This window comes from Kosakonia quasisacchari, assembly GCF_004331415.1.
GTDB classification, from domain to species: Bacteria; Pseudomonadota; Gammaproteobacteria; order Enterobacterales; family Enterobacteriaceae; genus Kosakonia; species Kosakonia quasisacchari.
The window spans coordinates 78,420-99,207 of sequence record NZ_SJOP01000008.1 but is presented as its reverse complement, the minus strand read 5'-3'; the positions used below and the strand labels follow the sequence as shown (position 1 = coordinate 99,207).

Below are 20,788 nucleotides of genomic sequence, written 5' to 3'. Positions count from 1 at the left end.
AGCCCTGTTTTCATTCCACTGATCTCACAGAGGAAAAATCCTATGAAACGCTTGATTGCGCTGGCTTTGCTGTGTGCGCTTTCCGGCTGCGCACAGTCTCCCCGTCCTCCTGCCTTTGACGGTCAGGGCGTCCCCGTGAACACCCCTCAGATTATGGCGGAGTTAAACAGTCATGAGTGAACAGACCCTCATTGCGGATTCGCGCACCTTTGAGCAGCAGATGATTGAGCGGGACAAACGCGCCATGAAAGCCGGGTTTATCACCGGCGGCGCGGGCCTGCTCACCGCCGTACTAGCACTCATCGCCGTGGTGCTGATGCTGCCCCTGAAACAGACGGTCGTTGAACTTTACACCGTGGATAATCATACCGGGCGCGTGGAGCACGTCACCCGTGCATCAGAAACCCGTCTGACGGCAGAGGACGCTTATCAGAAGGCGATGACCGCCAGCTACGTCAGACTGCGCGAACGGTATGTTTACCCCTCCCTCCAGGACGATTACGCCACGGTCCAGATTTACAACAGTCCGCAGGTCAACGATGACTATCTGGCGCTGTATGCCAGTAAAGAGGCCCCGGACAGGGTGTACCAGAACGGGGCGCATACCGTGCAAATCGACATCCTGTCAAACCAGCTCACCGGGGGTACTAACCCCGATAAAGTCGCCACCCTCCGTTACAAAAAAACTATCCGCCGCCTCGCTGACAACAGCACCCGCACCGAATACTGGGATGTCCGCCTGACGTTCCACTCTGACCCCGGCAGGGAGATGAGCGATACCGAGCGGGAGGTGAACCCGTTCGGTTTTATCGTGACCAGCTGGCAGGCAGACCGTGAAATCCGGGGAGGTGAATAATGAAGAGCATCATTCTTATTGTGCTGGCGCTGATGATGTGCGGTACGGCATGGAGTGCCGCCATCCCGCAGGCGAGCCGCTTTGATGCCCGCCTTCAGCAGGTTGTCTATAACCCGCTTAACGTCACCGTTGTCAGTACCCGGCCCGGTTTCATGACCACGCTGGTCTTTGACAGCGACGAGGCAGTTATCAGCGCCAGACCCGGTTTTGAGGAGGCGTGGGAAGCCACGCCGGACGCCAACCGGGTCAATGTCCGCCCGGTGGCGCTGGTTCAGGGCACGCCCGGCGCAGACGGTAATACCACGCAGGTGGTCATCCCGCCAAACAGCCGGGACTGGCACACAAACCTGCTGGTCGTTACCACCCGGCGTTTATACAACATCGAGCTGAACGTCATCGATGATAAATCACCGCAGCAGCCCGCCTTTCAGGTGAGTTACCGCTATCCGGGCGAAGACAGGGACAAGGCCAGCCGCGAGACAGCGGCCAGAGTGCTGGAGCGGGAACAAAAACAGCAGCAGGCCGACATTCAGCAGGCCCTGAATGCCGCGCAGACACCGCGCAACTGGGACTACCTCAAATACCCAGGAAGCGACAGCGCATGGATTGTCCCGGATTTCGCGTATGACGATGGCCGCTTTACGTTCGTGGGTTTCTCCCCGGCAAAATTCATTCCCTCCGTGACGAAAGCGCTGAACGGACAGGAGCATGTGGTTAACAGCAGCGTCCGCAGAAAAGGCAACTTCACCGTACTGGTCATTCAGGAGGTCACGCCCCGTCTGGTTCTGCGTTCCGGTAATGCCGTGGTCGGCCTGGAAAATCGCGGTTTCGGCAGGGTCCAGGCGGCTGAGGGCACCACGGTTTCCCCGCAGGTCGAACGAGTGGAAAATTCCACAACCCACTGATAACTGAGGAGTCATGCAGATGAACGACGAACTTCCGCATCCTGTGTCTGACGGGGACCGGTCTTCTCCGGCGCAGACGGATGACGATATTGCCGCGCTGGAGCGCGAAGCCCGTGCAAGGCGGGAAGCGGCGCTTTTCACCGCGCAGGACGATGAAGAAAGTGATCCGGTACAACCCGCTATCAACAAACTGAAAAAGCGCAGGCGCGGGAAAGCCACCGCGTTTCTGACACTCGCCGCCGTGGCGCTGATTGTTCTGGCGTGGGCGGGCAACTGGGTATACCGCAATCTTCTCTGGCAACCCGGTGAGGAAAAGCGGCAGGATGCAGCGCCACAGCCGAACAGGACCAATTACCGGCAGCGTACCGATCTGGGGACGCACAATACCGGAGCCGAAGCGCCGGAACCGGCGGACAACAGCCCGCGCAGTACGACAGTCACCGGGCCGGAGACGCTGCCGGAACTGGACAAAGCGCGTTTTCTGATTCGCCAGGATAGCTCTGCCGCTGCCGCCCGAAACCCGGTCCGGACCCGGCAGCAGGAAATGACGCAGGTGGCCTCTGCCGGACAGCAGCCAGACACAACGTCACCACAGCCGGAACCGTCCCCGGCAGCGGTCCGGCGTATTCCTTATAACCCGGATCTGTACGTGCCAGAAAATACCGCCATTCCCTGTTCGCTGGATTACCGCTTTGTCTCAGACCGGGCGGGGAAAATCCGCTGCACGATCGCCGAAGATATCTGGAGCGCCAGCGGTAATACGAAGCTGATTGAAAAAGGGACCACCGCCACGGGCATTTACCAGACAGGCACAGTATCCGGAATGACGCACGGTCAGGGGCGCGCCTTCCTCATCATCACCAAACTACGTACCCGTCAGCCCCCTTATCTTGATATTCCGCTGGTCGATACCCGCGCGGCCGGAGAACTGGGCGAGGCGGGCGTTGACGGCTGGATCGACTCGCATTTCAGGGAGCGATTCGGTGGCGCGTTACTGGTTGGCATGATCCCCGACATTGGCGCATGGGCATCCAACAGCGCCGGTCAGAAAGATCGCAACACGGACTATACCGAAAACAGCCGTCAGGCGATGGCGGATATGGCGCGAACCACACTGGAAAACAGCATCAATATTCCGCCGACCCTCTACAAAAATCAGGGTGAGATCATCAACCTGCTCACCGGCCAAGATATTGATTTTTCGGGCATCTATACGCTGAGGATGAAGAGTGAATAATCGAAAGTTTCTGTTTGACGTCACCGCGACAGACGTCATCGTAAGGGACGATTACAACAATGCCGTAGTCAACGACTTAATGTCACACCTTACCGGGATCAGGAGAATAGTCATGACATGTTATCGTGCCGGGAGCGCATTGACAGAGCTCATCATTGACTCAGGAGAAGGACAAACGTTCTGCCTCACCATCTGTGAAGGTCCTCTGGATGCATCACCTTTTTCCTCAGACGATATCCGGCTGGCACATAAGCAGATATCGCTGCCTGACTTCACCGATATTATCATTCTTGCGACGACATTAGCCCACTATGCCGGACTATCCCCCTCCTGCTCCGTTGATGGAGAATCATCTTCCCTGCTGGAGTTCAGTTCGTAGTAAATCGCCAGTTGACGCAGCTTTGATATTTCAAGGTTTATAACGGATTTTCCTGCGCTATTTTCCCGTTCATAAACAACCGGATTGAGCAGAAATATACGGAAATATCTGACGTTTTCTGTGTCCAGAATTTCATCGATATAATGACCAAACCGCCCTTTCGCCATCAGATCTTTACTGACATACAGACGAACAGGTTTACCCTCATGTTTATCAAAAAAATTAATAAGAAAGCCCCGCCCATACCGATGCATTAGGGTCCCACCACCATAGATGACGCCCGCGTACGGGTTAGTCAATCCTCGCTGAATATGCGTTATATATTCATGAAGATAGACCTGACCGTGGTGCATGATCCTCAGTCTCAACGTCCTGAATTCATCCTGAGGCAGCGTTTCTTTCGCTTCCTGCCATGTATCGATCAGTCGCTGAAGCTGGTTGGTTCGCGTGTAGCGACTCCAGCGGGGCTCTTCACCCGTACCGGACTTATCATCATCCCCGACAGGTTTTTTAACATGCGCATGAGTAGCAAGTTTAACGGGATCGGCTGGCTCACCATCAGGATCATCAATCGAAGGGTCAAAGCAGTTGATATAGTCCGTCAGCTTTTGCTTTGCTTTTCTTTCCGTGAAATCAGCCTCTGATTCGTCCGGACGTCTGTCCTGATCGGCATCCTCGGTGAACTCGATCCATTCACATCCGAACTTGTGAGGATGGGGTGAACGGAAATGTGCAGCCTTGAATTTTTCCCCATCTTCGGCTTTGACGTGATAGTTAACGCCGCTAATGGTGACATTACAGTTGCGATCGCTACAGGAAAAAGTGAACCGCTTTCTTTCATCCGGCTTTCTGGAAAAAAATTCCGTTCGCGCTTCATCAATGGACAAGCAACGCCCGAGTTCATGGCAATAAGCGAACAGTACTTTCGTCTTCGACATGCTCCCTCCACAAATTTATCCGATACAAGGATATCACATGAAAAACATCTCTCTCGACCGCTATAAGCAGCGATTTTTTGGCGATTTTCTGGCGCGTCCCGGACTGACGGAGATCGCCGTTAATCGTCCGGGCGAGCTATTCACCAAAATTAACGGAGTCTGGGAACAGCACGCCGTCCCGCTGGATTACGAGAGCTGCTATAACTTCGCCAGATGCCTGGCGAAGCATCACGGCGACAATATCGAAGATATCAAGCCGGGGCTGTCGGCCACGCTGGAATCCGGCGAACGCTGTCAGGTCATCGTTCCCCCGGCCTGCGAGCGTGACACGGTGTCCATGACGCTGCGTAAGCCCTCACAGGTCCAGATCACGCATCAGGACTACATCGACGCCGGGTTTTATAACCGGGTGACGGGTACAGAAAAAACGCAGACGCACGATCAGGAATTATTGACCTTATATAACGCAAAAGATATTCCGCGCTTTATGGAGAAGTGCGTGGAGTACGGTAAAACCATTGCAGTGGCCGGGGAAACCAGTACCGGAAAAACCACCTATATGAAAATGCTGATTGGTTTTATTCCCCGCAGCCTGCGTATCACAACCCTTGAAGATAATCCGGAAATTACCTTCTTTATTCATAAAAACTACGTCCATCTTTTCTATCCGTCCGAATCGGCAGACGAAAAAGGATCAGTTGTGACGCCCGCCAGCCTCCTGCGCTGGAATTACCGCATGAATCCCGACCGGATATTATTAACGGAAGTGCGCGGCGGCGAAGCCTGGGATTTTCTCAAAATAACCGGCTCCGGCCATGAAGGCAGCATGACATCCATTCATGCCGGTTCAGCAATGGAAGCCGTGGACGGGTTTATTACCCGATGCTATGAAAATCCGCAGTGCGCCCGACTGCCTTACGCCTTTATGTTACGCAAGGTGCTGGACAGTCTGGACGTTATCGTGAGTATCGACCTGGACGGTTATGTGCGCCGGATGAATGATATTTATTTCCGGCCACTGCACCGCAGTGCCTTTTTTGAGGAGATGAAAGCATGATAAAGGTTATCAAAATGCTGCTATTCTCGCTGGTACTTTCCGGCTGTGCTTCACCCCCGCCACCGGTTCCTGTTGAATGGAATAAACCGGGCCAGTCAGTCAATACCGGTTTACCGCAATGGCGTGATAACCAGGCCATTATTTCTTCTCCAGTCGTGAAAGATAATTGGTTATTGTCCATTCACGCACGTAATTTTAATGAGACACGCTGGACGCCCGCTGTATTTTACGCTGTCGCCCACTCGGCGCGTATTGTTGTTGCTGTGCCAACAGGCGCAGATTTCTTTACTGCAAAAAACTGGCTGCGTCGATATGGCGCAAAAGGCGTTATTGAATATCAATTTGTCACTGGCTGCCTGACATGCAGCAACACTCACATTTATTTTTCGCATTAAATTATCCTCCTTACATACTGAAATTCACCTTACGGTAAGGGCGTCATCATGAAATATTCCGCTATTGCGGTGGCAATGCTTTGCGTTGCTGCCGGGTCACCTGTTTATTCTTTCGCGGCCGAGCCGTGCGAAGTCGTGCTTTGTATGTACGGTAAATCAACCGGAACCAGTGGAGGAAGCGAATGCCATTTTGCTGAACGTGCTTTCTTTAATATCGTCAAAAAGAACCGGCACGGATTTTTACCCAATCATACGCTCAATGCCAGAAAAGCTTTCCTGGGGGAATGCGCCAGTGCCGACCCGGAGGCAGTAAATAAAATCCTGTCCAGATTTGGCAGACTCAGAGGGTAATAAAACTCCGACCATTATTTTAATACATTTCCTGCATGGAGAAATAAAAGTGGATAAAGAAGACCTGTTTATTTCCAACATCCATTCAATGCATCAGGACAGAATATCGGTCACGTGTATCTATGATTCTCTGTCGAAAGAAGCCTGTCGGGGATGCGGGCTTTATTATGAGATATATGAAAGCCGGTTTATCGGTTTATTGCGGCATCATCTCTCACAGCTTAATGAACAGGACGCAGGCAAGCTCAGGCGATATGCCGAAAGTCAGGGAGCGAAGGTCGATGATGAAACGTACCGTGCGGCATTAAACGCTGAACAGGAATGCCGGGCTGAAATAGTTCGCGAACAGATGTGAATTTCAGACACTGAGAATGTACCGTACAATACCACAGACTGACAGACGTCGGGTTTAAGGCTGGCTTATTTCTGGCTTCAATTTCGGAGAAATTGTTAAGCCGTGAAATAAGCGAGTGCGCGCGGAAAGAAAATTCAATTTCGCAGAAATTATTAATTTTCAGGCACCGCGCCCACCAGCGAACATTCGCCCAAAGCGAATTGAGCAGGCCGGGGGGAGCCGAATAAATTTCGCCGCCCCAGCGTGCGAAAAGCTGTCGCCCACGACAGCGGTTTATTTGGGGGGGCTTGCCCCGCACACCGTCAAGCCAGGTAATATTTCCCGCCCCAGCGGGGAATATTGCCGATCAGGCGCGACCAACCCCTTTAAAGCAGCGTTCCCGTTTTTTGGAGCCTGCGAGAAAAAACAGGCGAAACGCGCGTCTTAAAGGGGTTGGTCGCGCGTAGCGTGCGACGGTGTGCCGCCTTTGACCCTGGGGGTTTTGGCGGGGGCGTCCAGCCACGACATTACCCCCATGTGACAGGCAGTAAGGGCGTCCAGCCCGAACGTCATGGCACACGACGTTGCCCGTCATGCGGGCGTTTCAAGGGACGGACGACCACTGGTCGGCTGTTTTCTGAAAGCGCGGATAACGGGCATGAGCGCCGGAAGCGTTCAGTGTTTTTCGTCCTTTTATGGGCGTCACCGATGGGCGTCGCGTAGGGGCGTGGGGTGTAACGTCCATCGGTGACGCCCATATGATGCGCCCGTCACATCGAAATCAGACCGGAGATCACTGCAATGGGAACTCATCTGATGCAAAGGCTGAACGCTTTTTCAGATGCCTTTTCTGTTTTTCTGCTCTGGCTGCAACACAACCCGGTCATATTATCCATATTTGCCGGGCTGACGCTGCCATTCATTTTTCATCTGCCACGTGAAGAAAGAAAAAACGCCCCCTTCTGGTTAAAGTCGGTGGCGTGTGTGTCCATCTTCTTTTTTATATCCGGCACCCTGTCACCGCTGACCATTCAGGGACTGAGTTTTTTCTTTACAGTGCTCGATAATGACATTCTGCTCAGGTTATCACTCTGGATACTGACGGTTGGATTTACGCTTGCCGGTCTGGTTTTTCATATTACCGCCCGAAGATTACTGGCCGGAGAAATTGACAGTCTGAAACACCGTATGATTAAAAAAAGCAAACTGGAAAGAAATATCAGAACGGATGTTCGTGAAGTCAGGGACATATTACCTGACAGTATTGCGTATAACCCGCTGGATTATATCGACCTGAATAAAGGTATTTTTATTGGGCTGGATAAAGACGACCAACCTCAATATATCACCCCCGAAGAATTTCAGACCCAGCACGCCGACCTCATCGGCACCACCGGTTCAGGTAAAGGCGTCAGCGCCTGTGTTTTACTTTATCAGGCAATACTTTCTGGTGAAGGGGTATTTGTCGAAGATCCGAAAAATGATGAGTGGGCCCCGCATGTACTGCGGGAAGCCTGCCAGAAAGCGGGGAAACCGTTTGTCCTGATTAACCTGAATGACCTTCATTTCCAGCTTGATTTACTGGCCGATATTTCTCATGAGCAACTAGAAGAGCTATTTAATGCCGGTTTCAGCCTGGGGAAAAAAGGCGAAGGCGCAGACTTTTATCGTATAGCCGATCGCCGGGCAGCCAGAAACACCGCCGCTATTTATGAAAAGGGGATGACGTTACGTGATTTATTTAACACTGACTTCGTGAAATCCCTCAGTGAAGATGTGCCTGCTTTTTATGGCGAGCTTGAGGAAATCGCTTTAGTGAACTCTATTAATGCCAATAAGGGATTTTCCTTAAAGACCATTTTTGATGAAGGCGGATGCTGCTACATCATCGGCTCGATGCGTAATCAGAAAATCATATCGGCTCAGCGAATGATTTTAACCCGTCTGATTCAGATAGCCGAAACGCGTGACCGGATAAAAGGCAAACCTCGTCCGGTCGCTATTTTCCTGGATGAACTCAAGTATCACCTTTCCCGCCCTGCGCTTGAAGGACTTGGCGCAGCGAGGGATAAAGGTGTACATATCATCATGGCCCACCAGTCGGTTAAAGATTTATATGACTGTCCGGCAGATCTGGATGGCGATGCCGTTGCCGGTTCGGTGATTGAGAACTGCAAATTTATGCTGGTTTATCGCCTTCGCGATCCGGATACCGCCGACTGGGTGGCAAGGATGACCGGTTCTATTCTTGTAGACGATGAAATGAGGAAAGTGAAAACGGATATCTCCCTGACGGAGAAGATGGAAACGGACAGGATGATCCGTCAGGCTGAACGATATTATATAGACAACAACATGTTGCTTAACCTGCCCAAATTTGTTGGTTTTGTTTTTACCCAGAATGATCTGGCGAAGGCAACCAAACTATTCCACATACCGGCAAAAAAGCAATATATCGACCTGCTTTCGTTTGAGCATAAAAACCCGCTGTATACCGGAAAAAACAATCAGACTCACAAACCTTCCATTAACCTGTGAGGCCATTAATGCTTATTCATAATGTTGCTGAAAGAAATGAAGCCGCAAACCGGAGAATGGAGACATTACTGAGTTTTCTTAAGGAAGAAACATTTTCTGATTTCCATACCTTAAAAAAAGTTGTCGGCTATAAAGGAAGACATAACCATGCGATGTATAACCTGCTTAATAGAGCGGTGGTGCTGGGATTTCTGAGTAAACATGAATATCCGGTACTGACCGGGACAAAGGCATTGTGGGGGATCACCATGCCAGGTCTGGCAAGGGTGGTTAACGCGGATGACCCGGTTTTTCCCACCTATTTTGAGCCGGGAAGGCTCAAATACTGGACGCTGGAGCATCGCCTGTTAAACCAGCGGGTCAGGATCGCCCTTGAGGAAAAAGGCGGCACAGGCTGGCTGAACGGCGACCGGGGGGCGTTTATGGCACGGCATCCCGGTGTCCGGCACCGACCGGACGGCATTATTACCTTAAGCAGCGGTGCCATCGTTGCGGTGGAAACAGAGCGCTCGCTGAAAACCCGCGCCCGCTACATCAGCATCATTAACAGCCATCTGGCCGCCAGCGACGCCGGACGCTGGCACTATGCGATGTATGTTATGCCGGATGATAAAACGAAAGAATCGCTGATCAGGCTGTTTGGCAGCATCAGGACGGTGACGAGAAACCATGTTCCCGTTCCGTTTGATGCGAAAAATCGGGAAATGTTTCTGTTCCGTACCCTGGATGAACTGGAACAAGCATCTACCAACCACGACTAAAATGCCGGCCCCTATCGTGGATGTACACAGGATAAAGACCTCCGGAGGGGGTTACCCAGCCCAACAAACGTCGAACATCAGCCCTCTCGCGAATTTTTAGACCGCGCTGGACGACAGGGATGCTCAACTGAGCGTATTTCCTGGCAACCAACTGATTTAAAATCAGAAAGGACAACAAAATGAACAGAAAGGCCGACCCACTTTCGGACGTACTCACTGAAATGTGCGCAAAAGCACTCGTCACATGGATGACTCATTCCGCACAGCAAGGCATGCCACGCGAAGAACTGCTGATACGCGGCAACGATTTTGTGTATGCCCTCCACGCCAATTTTGTTTTGCTCCATGATATTTTATCAGAAACGATGGAGGATATTCAGCAACAGAGTCTTAAACTCCAAGAAAGCGTGGACATTCTGGCGCAGCGTTTACAATCCCTCGGGGCAGAGGCCGATAATATGGCCGCCAGGATAAAATAATCCTTTCTTAACCTGTCCCCTTCAACCAGAGCCTGATGTAGGTCCTCCTGTGGGAGTCACTGACTCCTGCTTAAACGCGCAGCACCCCAGCAACATAGGATCTAAGCTGCGCCAGTAGCGTAATCACTGGGTTAACATTCTTTTTGCGGGATGCGCGGGCTCTTTGCCGCCCGCACCCGCAGCCTGCGAATTTTCCGGGCATACTATGTCCGGAAAATTCGCAGGGAAATTGAAACCCCTGTCACTCCGCCTGCCCCGATATCAGGTTAAACCCGCATTCCCTTGCAGCGTCTTATTCTTCTGTTCAGACCTTCTCCATCAGATAACGATGCGCTTTCGATGCCGCGCTGGCGGCTTTGAAAATATAGCGCTTGTCGTTTTTCAGTGCTTTCAGCCAGGAAGCAATATAACTTTCGTGCTGAACCTCTCCGACAATCCCCAGATCTGCCATCAAAAATGCACTTCCTAACTCAGCGACTAATTCTTCCGCTGCATACCCTTCACTACCAAACTTCCCTTTCATTTCTCGGTTCAGACGGCTTTTACCACCGCTCCAGTGCACCAACTCATGCAGGCCGGTGGCGTAGAAATTAGCAGCATCAGAAAAAAGGTGACGCTCCGGCAGCCAGACCTCATCGTTTGAGGGGCTGAAAAAGGCGTTTTGTCCTTTCTCAATGATATTTGCACCGCTCTTCCGGAACAGATTTTCAGCCTGCGGCAAAGGGTCAAAGGTTGCTTCCGGGCTGACTGTTTCCATTGTCAGAGGCAAACCGTCAATTTGTTCAACGTTAAACACGGTGAACGTCTTCAGCATCGGGATATAATCAGTTTCTCCGTCGTCATTTTCCTTCTCCAGCGTGGTGTAAAAAATGGCGGTCGTACCGTGTTCTCCCTTGCGTACCTGCCCACCTTCCGCTTTTGCCTGTTTGTAGGTCATCCAGCGTGAATCCTTGAATCCCTGTTCTGACGCACTGCTCCACAACAACATGATATTCATCCCACTATAAGCAGCACCAGTCGCGTAGTTTGAAGGTAATCCTGACATGCCCGGTACGCGCTGCCACGGACAGGACCACGGTTTAACACCCGCTTCAAGCGCCGCAATGATGCTGTCGGTGACGGTCTGATAAATATCGGTTCTAGTTTTAGACAATTTCGTTTTTGAGGAGCCTGACGGGTCCAGCGGGGATACGCTGGTCGCCGCTGCGGTGTTAGGGGCGCTGGTCTGGGTATGCAGGGAAGTCATCATGGTTTTTCTCCGTCAGTGGTGTGATTTTCGTCTTCGTATCGCCTGACGGTTCGCTTTCCCGGCATCGTTCTGGCCCGCAAGGGCGCAGCATGCGTGCACTTCACCCTTGCGGGACGGGTTGTGCAGGGAAACGATTAACCGGAAGCAGATATGGAGAACAAAAAGCACACAGGAGAAAAAATCTGCCCCTACATAGCCGGGGGCATAGCGCCCCTTGCTTCGCAGCGGTGAAAAATAGACTGGTGGTAATGAGTCGGGGACTGGCACTGACAGAAAGTTCTTGTTGGTGCTAGTATGTTTTCCTGCCGGGCGAAACGATCCTTCTAACCGGGGGCGGTTTGTTCTTAAATTGTCTCGCTCCGGCATCAATCACAATCGGGTCCGGGCTGTCTTCTTATTGAGCGCCGCGTTCAGTTTGTCTACCACCATCCGGATCCGGGATGAGAGATTTTATGAAGCAGGCCACAGCGCTGTAACCGGGGCATCATACTGAGGGCTTAACAGGTATAATCCTCAGTTCCCCTTTAGCGATTTCGTCTCCGGCCAGCCATGCTGACAGAAAGGCAATCCCCCCTCACAGCTGCATCCCGTAAGGCTTCCCCGTGGCTGACAACGTAGCGAATAGTGGGTTCAATCAGGGGCAAAAGTAGTTCATTACTAACCGACGGTTGTACTAATCAACGGGGAGCAGGTCACGGGTAATAGCCTTTGGCTAGCCCTCAACCATCTAGTGATACCAACGAACCTGCATTATATTGATTTGCACATAATGCATCTTCGCACGTAAGCAGTCAGCTAAGCATCCCACCGAGATCTGGATCTGCGCCAAGATCGGAAGTTAATAGTTTTAGAAATCAAGCTAATTAGCATAATATCTCTTAACTGAAGGGATATGGAGCCACAGAAATAAATGAAGACACGGCAGTATGCGCAAAAATCAATCTTCGATCTGGAAGCAATCTTCGAACAGTCTCGCAACAATGTTAGTGAACTTGAACAGCTGTTGAGCGAGCTGACCTTTCGCAACACTGCCAGGGCGCGGACGCTGACGACTAAAATCGAGCAAGCCCTAACCGAACTTAGCGGTCGCAGAGTGGCCTCCATGTCGGGTTCCAGTCCATCAGCAAGTAATCTTGGTTCGGCGCCCACACAATCTCCCCAAGTTGTGCCCCGCGATAAGCCTGCAACGGTAGTGCAACTGCGACCGAAGGCTACTCCAGATCCTGTAATGCAACAGCAATTCGGCAAGGACCAGATCGACCTCGGTCCGCTTCCGTCTTTCTCTCCGCCAGTTAAGGCAAATGATGCGCGCGCGATACTGGCAGCATGGACAGCCATCGAAGCACTGTCGCCTCAAGGTTATAAGCGCCCAGAGGATATGGCAACTGGCGACCGCTCCAGGGTTGCTCTATTGGAGCGAGGCGTCCCATGGGGACCAAATGCCCGCAGCAAGCCCAACCATAGGCTTTATTTCGAGGTCGTCCTCGGCGCCATCGCTCTCGACAAGGCGACGGACGAACTAGTCAAAGTTTTTGGCGAGGATGAGGAATGTTCACGCCCGGACGGCAAGAAAGCGGCCATCGGCTCGATCCTGATCGACAAGGAAGGCTATGTGCTTGAGGACAAAGGCGTCGCCGTTTCCAGTTTTGCCTGGGCGCTCAAGTCTGCTCTCGATCTGAAGCTTGGGAGCTTAGGGAATTGGCCGAATGTTGAACCGCGCATTATCGAGCATCTGGACCGAATGGTTCGTCGCAACAACGAGGATGGAGAACCCATACCGATCGATTTGGATATCGTTCTTGACGCTTATAAATGGCTTGTGTCGCAGTTCGGTGTGCCCGAGCATTTGGTTGAACCACCCACATTCGCGATTAAGGTGTTTCATCATTTCAAGGCCAAGGCGCCGCCTGAGCCTTCTTTACTAAATTCCTTCTACCTTGAAGATCTCGGTGAAGCAGCCAAATTGATCGAAACGGGCAAGGCCGGAACCGGTTTGCGGCGCTACATGGGAATTGGCAGGCCTGACCAAAAAATCGACGTGCTATCGCCCATTTCCGCAGTTGAGCCTTTCGTTGCACCGTCGCTCATGCCGCAGGCTCGTTGGCCTTCGAAAGGCGGTCATCCATTGGTACTGCTTCAACAGGCTGCCGTGAATGCGGCGCGTGCTGAGCTGAATGATGCTCCAGGTATCATCGGTGTCAATGGGCCCCCTGGTACTGGAAAGACCACTCTTCTGCGAGATATTGTCGTTGGGTGCATTCTTGATCGGGCCACGGCGATGTGCGGCTTCAATAAACCGCAGGATGCCTTTTCCACAACAGGCGAGAAGCTGGCATTCGGTTCCAATGCATTCCTGCACTTCTACAAGTTACATGCATCCTTGAGGGGCCATGAGATCGTCGTAGCCTCCTCCAATAACAAAGCGGTCGAAAACGTCAGTAAAGAGCTTCCTCTCAAGGAAGCCAATGGTCGCCATGAACAGATCGCCTACTTCCGGTCCATCAGCGACCTGATTGCGAATCCCAAACGCGCCGGCTATTTCGAAGCCGAGGCCGAGGGGGACATCCCCTCCGACCCTGTCGAAACCTGGGGATTGATCGCCGCGGCTCTCGGCAAGAGCAGCAACCGAGGCGCGTTCCAGCAAAGTTTCTGGTGGAATGAAGACGGTGGTTTCCTTACCTACCTGAAAGCAGCTCGCGGCTTAAACGTCTTGCGTGAGATCAAGGACGAACAAACTGGCGAAATCATCGATCGCGTGATGCCCAGCGTGGTCGTCAATGAGCGGCCCAGCACCAACGAAGTGGACGCTTTAGCGGCCTGGCGGAAAGCGCGAACCGTTTTCCTTAAACTCAAGGAGACGGTAGACGCCGAAATCGCCAGCATCGAAGAAATGCGACGGGATATCCAGGCGCTCAAGGGAGCGACCACCGAACTTCAAAGTGTGGAACAGCGTCGTCCGAGTCTGAATGAAGCCGTCGAAGAGGCACACCAGACTGCTGAATCCTGCCAACGGGAGCATGAGAAGGCAAAATCGCAGATCGAGCAGGATAAGATCATGCTCGACAGCCATCTTGCTGGCCGTCCAGGTTTCTTCTCCCGTTTGTTCGCGACTGCGACCTGGAAGTCGTGGAGATCGACACTGCAGAAACTCTCGGCGACCTTGCAGCAATCAGTCTTACGGGCGCAGGAGACAGACAGGGCCCTGGAGCTTGCAAGGACTGAGTGGAGCAATACTGAGTCCCAGTTACAGCAACTCGACCAGGAAATTTCCAGCAAATGTCAGGCTGTCTCGAAATTGAAGGCAACCGAGGCAGAGGCACGAAACCGCATGGGAGACAGGGTCGTTGATGAGAGATTCTTCGAGCGCGAGCACGAGGCTATCCACCTGACTGCGCCATGGCTTCCCGATGAGGTTCATCGCCTGCGGGAGGATATTTTCGCCGCTGCCCTGACTGTGCATAAAACGTTCATCGATGCTTCGGCCAGCCGCTTGCAACACAATCTTGGGCTATTGATGTCGGGCATGGTGGCTGGTGCCTTCCAGTCTTCCGCTCACCGTGAATTTCTCCCTGATCTTTGGTCGAGCCTTTTCATGGTGGTGCCGACTGTGTCCACAACGTTTGCCTCAGTACGGACGATGTTCGGAGATCTGCCACCAGAGAGTATTGGCTGGCTTCTGATTGATGAAGCGGGCCAGGCCGTTCCTCAAGCGGCAGTTGGAGCAATCATGCGGGCAAAACGCTCCATCGTGGTGGGCGACCCGTTGCAAATCCCACCTGTGGTATCGCTACCCGAGAAGCTGAACGCCGAAATCTGCAAGTTCTTCAACATTGACCAAATTGAATGGTCTGCCCCCGCCACATCTACGCAGACCCTTGCTGATCAGGCATCGCGCTTCAAATCCACCTTCGTCATGGATGTAGGTGATCGAGAAGTCGGGCTGCCACTGCTCGTTCACAGGCGTTGCCAGAACCCAATGTTCGATGTTTCTAACTCCATCGCCTATGCCGGGCAGATGGTCCATGCTGTCGGGCCTAAAAAACCTGGATCTATCGGCTCGGCTTTGGGGAGATCTCACTGGGTGGATATCAATGGCGATGCTGAGACGAAGTGGTGCCCCGATGAGGGCGAAGCGGTTGTACGAATGCTCAAAGAGCTGGCAGCATCGGGCATTACAAATCCAGACGTATTTATCATTACACCATTCAAGATCGTAGAGCAGAACATGCGTCGGCGTCTCGACAGAGAAACCGACCTCCTGCGAACGTTCGGCGTAAAGCTGGATGAATGGTGCCGTGATCGTGTAGGCACAATCCACACGTTCCAGGGCCGAGAGGCGGACACGGTAATCCTGTTGCTGGGTGCGCCGAAAGCGAGTCAGCAAAGGGCGCGTCAGTGGGCGGCAAGCCCGCCAAACATAATCAATGTAGCCGTCTCACGCGCCAAGCAAAACCTGTATGTGGTCGGCTCGGCTGCTGCATGGGCAGGGGCGGGAACTAGTCTGCAGGTCCTGCATCGGCAATTGGCGCAATGAACCTGATAATCTCCGAGGTGGCCCTCATTGTTGAGGGCGCATCGCGAACAATCTACAACCTACTTCAGTATCGAACCGGTCGCTACCTGTCAAAAACTGACATTGCTCACATAATAGTCTATTAGTCATTATCCACCGCCCATCCTAGCTTGATAATTCTTACAGCTCCCCTTATATCCACACTGAGGAATAACCTCTGACAAGGCTAAGGAGCACGATTATGGGGCTTAAACCAGGTCCAAAACCAATTGCAAAATCAACAGGAAAACCCGATCAACGCAGACGTGATAATAAGGATACACCCGGCAATACCCCAGGACTGAAACCAAGCAAATCAACTGGGAAGTAATCGTTCAAGGGTATGGAGAATTCATCTATACCCTTATCTCGTCAAATCTGTCAGATTTAGCCCGCTTAGTGCCATCAGCTGACGTTGCTAACATAATATTGAATTAATACGAGGAACAGGTCAATAATTGTCGTTAACCTCCTTATTCATAAATTATTGGAGCTACAGTAGTGTGTAATTCTGGTATGTTGCAAAGCAAAATGGTTGTCTTCTTATGAGATCTAAATTTTTATCACTTGGTAATACTAAGGCTTCACTAGAAACTTCGTTTAATGCAGATTTAATTTCAGAAACAGACATCTCGAATGCTTTGGCTAAAGACATTCCATAAGATTTACTCGGGCTATGAACCTTTATGTAATTCGAAAAATTATGCATCATTAATGCATTGTACCTATCAACTATAGTCCATGATGCAGCGATAACAGTGCTTTTCCTGTTTAGCAAAAATGCTTGTGGATACCCTAATAATTCATGTGTTCTGAATAACTTAAAATAATTCCTGTTGACTAATGCACCACCGTAACAAGCATTCAAAAGCACTAGTTTATAATCCATTTTATAAGAGTGTAATTGTAAATTCTCATAGCTAAGTGCACTCCTTTCTGCATGAGGACCAGCTAAATCAGCAAAAACAGGATCAGTGAACAGTGAGGCCGAAAAGCCATGTTGTGAAATAACGATCGAGTCATAAGCAGCAGCGCGTTCAAAGAAATCCCTTTGTTCTGCTGGAGATATAATTTCACCATTGAGACCTGCGGTATTCATAAAGTGTTGTATTTCTGCTTTGTCGTACTCTAAGTTCGTGACAGACTCAACCATGCCAAGGCAAGAATGTATTTCATAACTCTCATCCTTTGGATGTAGGCATAAGCAAGACCTGATTTCAAAATCTCCAAAAAGAATTTTATTCCTTATTTTTTCATTGCCAATCAACAGCGTGTTCAATGGTAGGAAATCCATTTTAGATGGAAAGAATATTACGCCGCGGCTAGAGTTCTCGAGAATTGCTATGGAATTTGTCAGGTTGTAAATAAGAGTGGTTTGGTAGTTTATTAACGCCTGATTAAAATCCGCGCGATTATTGTTCCCTCCCCTGAATTTATTCAGTTCGAAGAAGAAATCCCGACCTTCTTTTTCTGGAATATTTTCCATAATGTAACAACCATCAGATATAGTAATCAATTTTGATTGTGATGCAGAGAAGTCAAATATAAGAGCATGCCCTTCTTCAATTCTATCGAAAAGTAGCGTAGAAACGTATTCCTTGGAGGTATAATGGTATGGAGAATTAATATTATATTTAAACCTTAACCCTTCAGCTTGAGAAATAAATGAATCCCACGGGTCATTATTATTTCCATAGAGGGCATTGTCATATTTTTCTGCAAATCCGTAAAGATGAGGAGCTCCATAACTAGCTAATCTTTCGATGGTCTCTGATAACTGCATTAGTTCATCATGTGATACAATTGATGATATATCCTCTTTCCATTTTAATATACTTAGCCAGTCGCTTGACTGATTAACACGTGAAAGAGCCAATAATGGAATTATATCTTCAGCAGTTCCAGTTTCCGCAATACTAGCTATCAAATGTTCAAAGCGACCAACATACCTACTCCTAACCCCTCTTCTATAATGGATTTTAAATATATTCCTCAGAGTTTTATTCATTCTAAAAGCAAAAGATGACAAACATTTCACTAATGCAACCTGATCACCGTAAAATACGTTGTTTTTTGCATCTATTAGTTCAATCTCTAGCAAGAAATCATCATCAAACGAATCATCCCCTAACTCTTCAAGGATTTTTCTCGCATCACGCATATATTTCGAGGCAGCATTACGATCTCCCTTTTCTCTATAGCAGGCTGAAATATTACTTGAGATTATCGCTTTTCTTTTAACTTCGAAATCCTCGCGGGATAATATCTCTAAATATAATTCAATGGCATCATCAAATTCATCCAATTGCATTAGTAATGTGGCGTGATTTAATATCGAGGTGTCAGCTGGACTAATCCCAATCTCTTCACAATTCTCTAATAACTTGTTCCAGATTTCAATTGCTGATGCATGATCTTCGCTAACGATACATATACCATGCTTAACTGTAAGAATCTCAAACTCAGCTTCGTTATCTAAGTTTTCATTTTCCTCGAGATATTCTAAAGCATCATTAAGAACATCAATTGCTGACTGATAAGAATCGTTATCAGAGAAGAAATATGCAGCCGAAATATAGCATTCAACAACCTCTCTTTCGAAGTTATTTTCTTTTAAAAAACCAATTATAACATTCATTAAATATGGGTACTTATCTACCGCTATTTCACCAAGCAACCCCTGTTTAATATTTCTTATAACACTAACACAAGGGGTTATTGAGCCTGTATCGACACAATGTGAAATGAGATTTTTAAGGTTGGTTATTACATCATCCACTTTCCCAAGAATACACTTGCACGCCAGTAAAGAATGTAGCGCCCATGAAAAAGAATAGCCATCTATTTGGGGTTAATTAGTGTAACTGCGATCTGGGCGCAGCGTTCCACCTCTCTAACCTTATCCATATCAGGTGAATCACTAATTAAGTTAATAAGGTAGTCATCAATTTCTTCAAGACGATACTCTACTTCATTGACCTGCTCCCCGTTGATTAGTACACCCCGATATTAGTAATGTCTTCATAAGCCACATGAGGACATCCCCATGAAGAAGCGTTTTTCCGACCAACAGATCATCAGTATTCTCCGCGAGGCCGAAGCCGGAGTATCCGCCCGTGAACTCTGCCGCAAGCACGCCATTTCCGATGCCACGTTTTACACCTGGCGTAAGAAGTATGGTGGTATGGAGGTGCCTGAGGTTAAGCGCCTGAAGTCGCTTGAAGAAGAGAACGCCAGACTCAAGAAGCTGCTTGCCGAAGCCATGCTGGATAAGGAGGCGCTTCAGGTGGCTCTGGGGCGAAAGTACTGACGACAGACCAGAAGCGGGAAGCAGTGGTGTTGATGTGTGATGCGACCGGTCTGTCGCAACGTCGTGCCTGCAGACTCACAGGTTTATCCCTGTCGACCTGCCGCTATGAGGCTCAGCGTCCGGCTGCAGATGCACATTTATCAGGGCGCATCACTGAGCTGGCACTGGAGCGCAGGCGTTTTGGCTACCGTCGCATCTGGCAGTTGCTGCGCCGTGAAGGGCTTCATGTTAATCATAAGCGCGTGTACCGGCTTTATCACCTCAGTGGCCTGGGCGTAAAACGCAGAAGACGTCGTAAAGGGCTGGCAACAGAACGTCTGCCGCTGCTCCGTCCATCGGCGCCCAATCTGACCTGGTCGATGGATTTCGTCATGGACGCATTGGCCACCGGGCGCAGGATCAAGTGCCTTACCTGCGTGGACGACTTCACGAAGGAATGCCTGACGGTCACTGTTGCCTTTGGGATTTCGGGTGTGCAGGTCACGCGTATTCTGGACAGCATTGCGCTGTTTCGCGGCTACCCGGCTACGATAAGAACTGATCAAGGCCCGGAATTTACCTGCCGCGCGCTCGATCAATGGGCCTTTGAGCATGGCGTAGAACTGCGGCTTATCCAGCCCGGCAAGCCTACACAGAACGGATTTATTGAGAGTTTTAACGGACGCTTTCGCGATGAATGCCTGAATGAACATTGGTTCAGTGACGTCAGTCATGCCAGGAAAACCATCAGTGAATGGCGTCAGGATTATAATGAGTGCCGCCCGCACTCCGCGCCGAATTATCAGACGCCGTCTGAATTTGCGGCGGCCTGGAGAAAGGGTAATTCTGAGAGTGAAGGATCCGACATTACTAAGTGAGCGTTGTATCTAATCTTGGGGGCAGGTCATCATCTCCCAGTAAAACCCCATTGAGAAATTCATAAAAATCGTGTGGTTTTAAGCTAATCTCGTTCATTGCTTTTCCTTAAGGTTCTTAATCATTGCCTCTTGCTCCAAGAGGAATTTAAGATACAACCTAACAAAAATTTAAATAAAATCCAGCCATAGATGCCAATTCAAAACTAAGCATATCACAGTTTAACCAACTGATGTTCCACAAGCATCCCTTATGCTTACTCATTTTTCGGAAACTGCTTTAAATATTTAGATAATTTTATTTACCACTATCCATGTGTCATTATATTACAACCTACAGGTCCATAATGAAGCCCTACTTGGTCAGCGGACCTGAATTGAATCCTTGTGTATTTGAGAAGGCGAAAGGATAATTAGTATCTGATTTATTTTTACAATGATTTTATGAATCCCAAGCCTTTGGTTGGTTGGTTGGTTGGTTGGTTGGTTGGTTGGTTGGTTGGTTGGTTGGTTGGTTGGTTGGTTGGTTGGTTGGTTGGAAAATATGAGCGCTTATTGTGACCTGTACTCGGATAATTAACAAACGGCAATAC

At 50.0% G+C, this 20,788-nt stretch carries 16 protein-coding genes; 13 read left to right on the top strand and 3 right to left on the bottom strand.

Annotated elements, in window-relative coordinates; all coding sequences use genetic code 11:
• Positions 1-42 precede the first annotated feature (42 nt).
• Genes E0L21_RS24990 through virB10 form a run of 4 tightly spaced genes read left to right on the top strand, consistent with a single transcriptional unit; the run spans position 43 to position 2,998 of the window.
• Positions 43-180 (top strand): hypothetical protein, encoded by a 138-nt coding sequence (locus E0L21_RS24990; RefSeq protein WP_165501900.1) that lies wholly within the window; start codon positions 43-45, stop codon positions 178-180.
• Positions 173-856, top strand: a complete 684-nt coding sequence (locus E0L21_RS10565) for a virB8 family protein (protein WP_131409233.1) — start codon at positions 173-175, stop codon at positions 854-856. Before E0L21_RS24990 ends, E0L21_RS10565 begins: the two co-directional genes overlap by 8 nt.
• Positions 856-1,761, top strand: coding sequence for a P-type conjugative transfer protein VirB9 (gene virB9 / locus E0L21_RS10560; protein WP_131409231.1), 906 nt, complete (start codon positions 856-858; stop codon positions 1,759-1,761). The genes E0L21_RS10565 and virB9 overlap by 1 nt, the downstream gene beginning before the upstream one ends.
• Before the next feature lie 19 nt (positions 1,762-1,780).
• Positions 1,781-2,998: a VirB10/TraB/TrbI family type IV secretion system protein gene (gene virB10 / locus E0L21_RS10555; RefSeq protein ID WP_131409229.1), complete on the top strand. Its 1,218-nt coding sequence runs from the start codon at positions 1,781-1,783 to the stop codon at positions 2,996-2,998.
• Positions 2,999-3,307: 309 nt separating this feature from the next.
• Here virB10 and E0L21_RS10545 read toward each other — a convergent pair whose 3' ends face one another.
• Positions 3,308-4,315 carry a hypothetical protein gene (locus E0L21_RS10545; RefSeq protein WP_131409225.1) on the bottom strand — a complete coding sequence of 336 codons (1,008 nt, stop codon included), beginning with the start codon at positions 4,313-4,315 and terminating at the stop codon, positions 3,308-3,310.
• Positions 4,316-4,352: 37 nt separating this feature from the next.
• Between E0L21_RS10545 and virB11 the strand changes: the two genes are divergently transcribed.
• From virB11 to E0L21_RS10500, 7 genes are all read left to right on the top strand, one after another.
• Positions 4,353-5,372 carry a P-type DNA transfer ATPase VirB11 gene (gene virB11, locus E0L21_RS10540; RefSeq protein ID WP_131409223.1) on the top strand — a complete coding sequence of 340 codons (1,020 nt, stop codon included), beginning with the start codon at positions 4,353-4,355 and terminating at the stop codon, positions 5,370-5,372.
• Complete coding sequence (locus tag E0L21_RS10535) at positions 5,369-5,767, top strand: cag pathogenicity island Cag12 family protein (RefSeq protein WP_131409221.1); 399 nt, start codon at positions 5,369-5,371, stop codon at positions 5,765-5,767. Before virB11 ends, E0L21_RS10535 begins: the two co-directional genes overlap by 4 nt.
• Positions 5,768-5,815: 48 nt before the next feature.
• Positions 5,816-6,118 (top strand): TrbM/KikA/MpfK family conjugal transfer protein, encoded by a 303-nt coding sequence (locus E0L21_RS10530; protein WP_131409219.1) that lies wholly within the window; start codon positions 5,816-5,818, stop codon positions 6,116-6,118.
• Positions 6,119-6,167: 49 nt separating this feature from the next.
• Positions 6,168-6,473: a dpoa decarboxylase gene (locus E0L21_RS10525; RefSeq protein WP_131409217.1), complete on the top strand. Its 306-nt coding sequence runs from the start codon at positions 6,168-6,170 to the stop codon at positions 6,471-6,473.
• A 780-nt stretch (positions 6,474-7,253) separates the two neighbouring features.
• Entirely contained in the window at positions 7,254-8,990 is a 1,737-nt protein-coding gene (locus tag E0L21_RS10510; RefSeq protein WP_100016866.1) for a type IV secretory system conjugative DNA transfer family protein, read from the top strand.
• An 8-nt stretch (positions 8,991-8,998) separates the two neighbouring features.
• Positions 8,999-9,751 (top strand): MobC family replication-relaxation protein, encoded by a 753-nt coding sequence (gene mobC, locus E0L21_RS10505; protein WP_100016865.1) that lies wholly within the window; start codon positions 8,999-9,001, stop codon positions 9,749-9,751.
• Positions 9,752-9,930: 179 nt separating this feature from the next.
• Positions 9,931-10,230 carry a hypothetical protein gene (locus E0L21_RS10500; protein WP_131409215.1) on the top strand — a complete coding sequence of 100 codons (300 nt, stop codon included), beginning with the start codon at positions 9,931-9,933 and terminating at the stop codon, positions 10,228-10,230.
• A 304-nt stretch (positions 10,231-10,534) separates the two neighbouring features.
• Here E0L21_RS10500 and E0L21_RS10495 read toward each other — a convergent pair whose 3' ends face one another.
• A complete protein-coding gene (locus E0L21_RS10495) occupies positions 10,535-11,479 on the bottom strand; it encodes an ArdC family protein (RefSeq protein ID WP_131409213.1) in 945 nt (314 codons plus the stop codon).
• A gap of 910 nt (positions 11,480-12,389) precedes the next feature.
• Here E0L21_RS10495 and E0L21_RS10485 point away from each other — a divergent pair.
• Positions 12,390-16,013 (top strand): DEAD/DEAH box helicase, encoded by a 3,624-nt coding sequence (locus E0L21_RS10485; RefSeq protein WP_131409211.1) that lies wholly within the window; start codon positions 12,390-12,392, stop codon positions 16,011-16,013.
• A gap of 511 nt (positions 16,014-16,524) precedes the next feature.
• Here the strand turns inward: E0L21_RS10485 and E0L21_RS10480 are convergent.
• Positions 16,525-18,810: a tetratricopeptide repeat protein gene (locus E0L21_RS10480; protein WP_131409209.1), complete on the bottom strand. Its 2,286-nt coding sequence runs from the start codon at positions 18,808-18,810 to the stop codon at positions 16,525-16,527.
• Between the two features lie 267 nt (positions 18,811-19,077).
• Between E0L21_RS10480 and E0L21_RS10475 the strand changes: the two genes are divergently transcribed.
• A protein-coding gene (locus E0L21_RS10475; RefSeq protein WP_131409207.1) for an IS3 family transposase occupies positions 19,078-20,198 on the top strand; the annotation gives its coding sequence in 2 pieces (ribosomal slippage) (positions 19,078-19,336 and positions 19,336-20,198; 1,122 coding nt in all).
• The last annotated feature ends 590 nt before the right edge of the window (positions 20,199-20,788 follow it).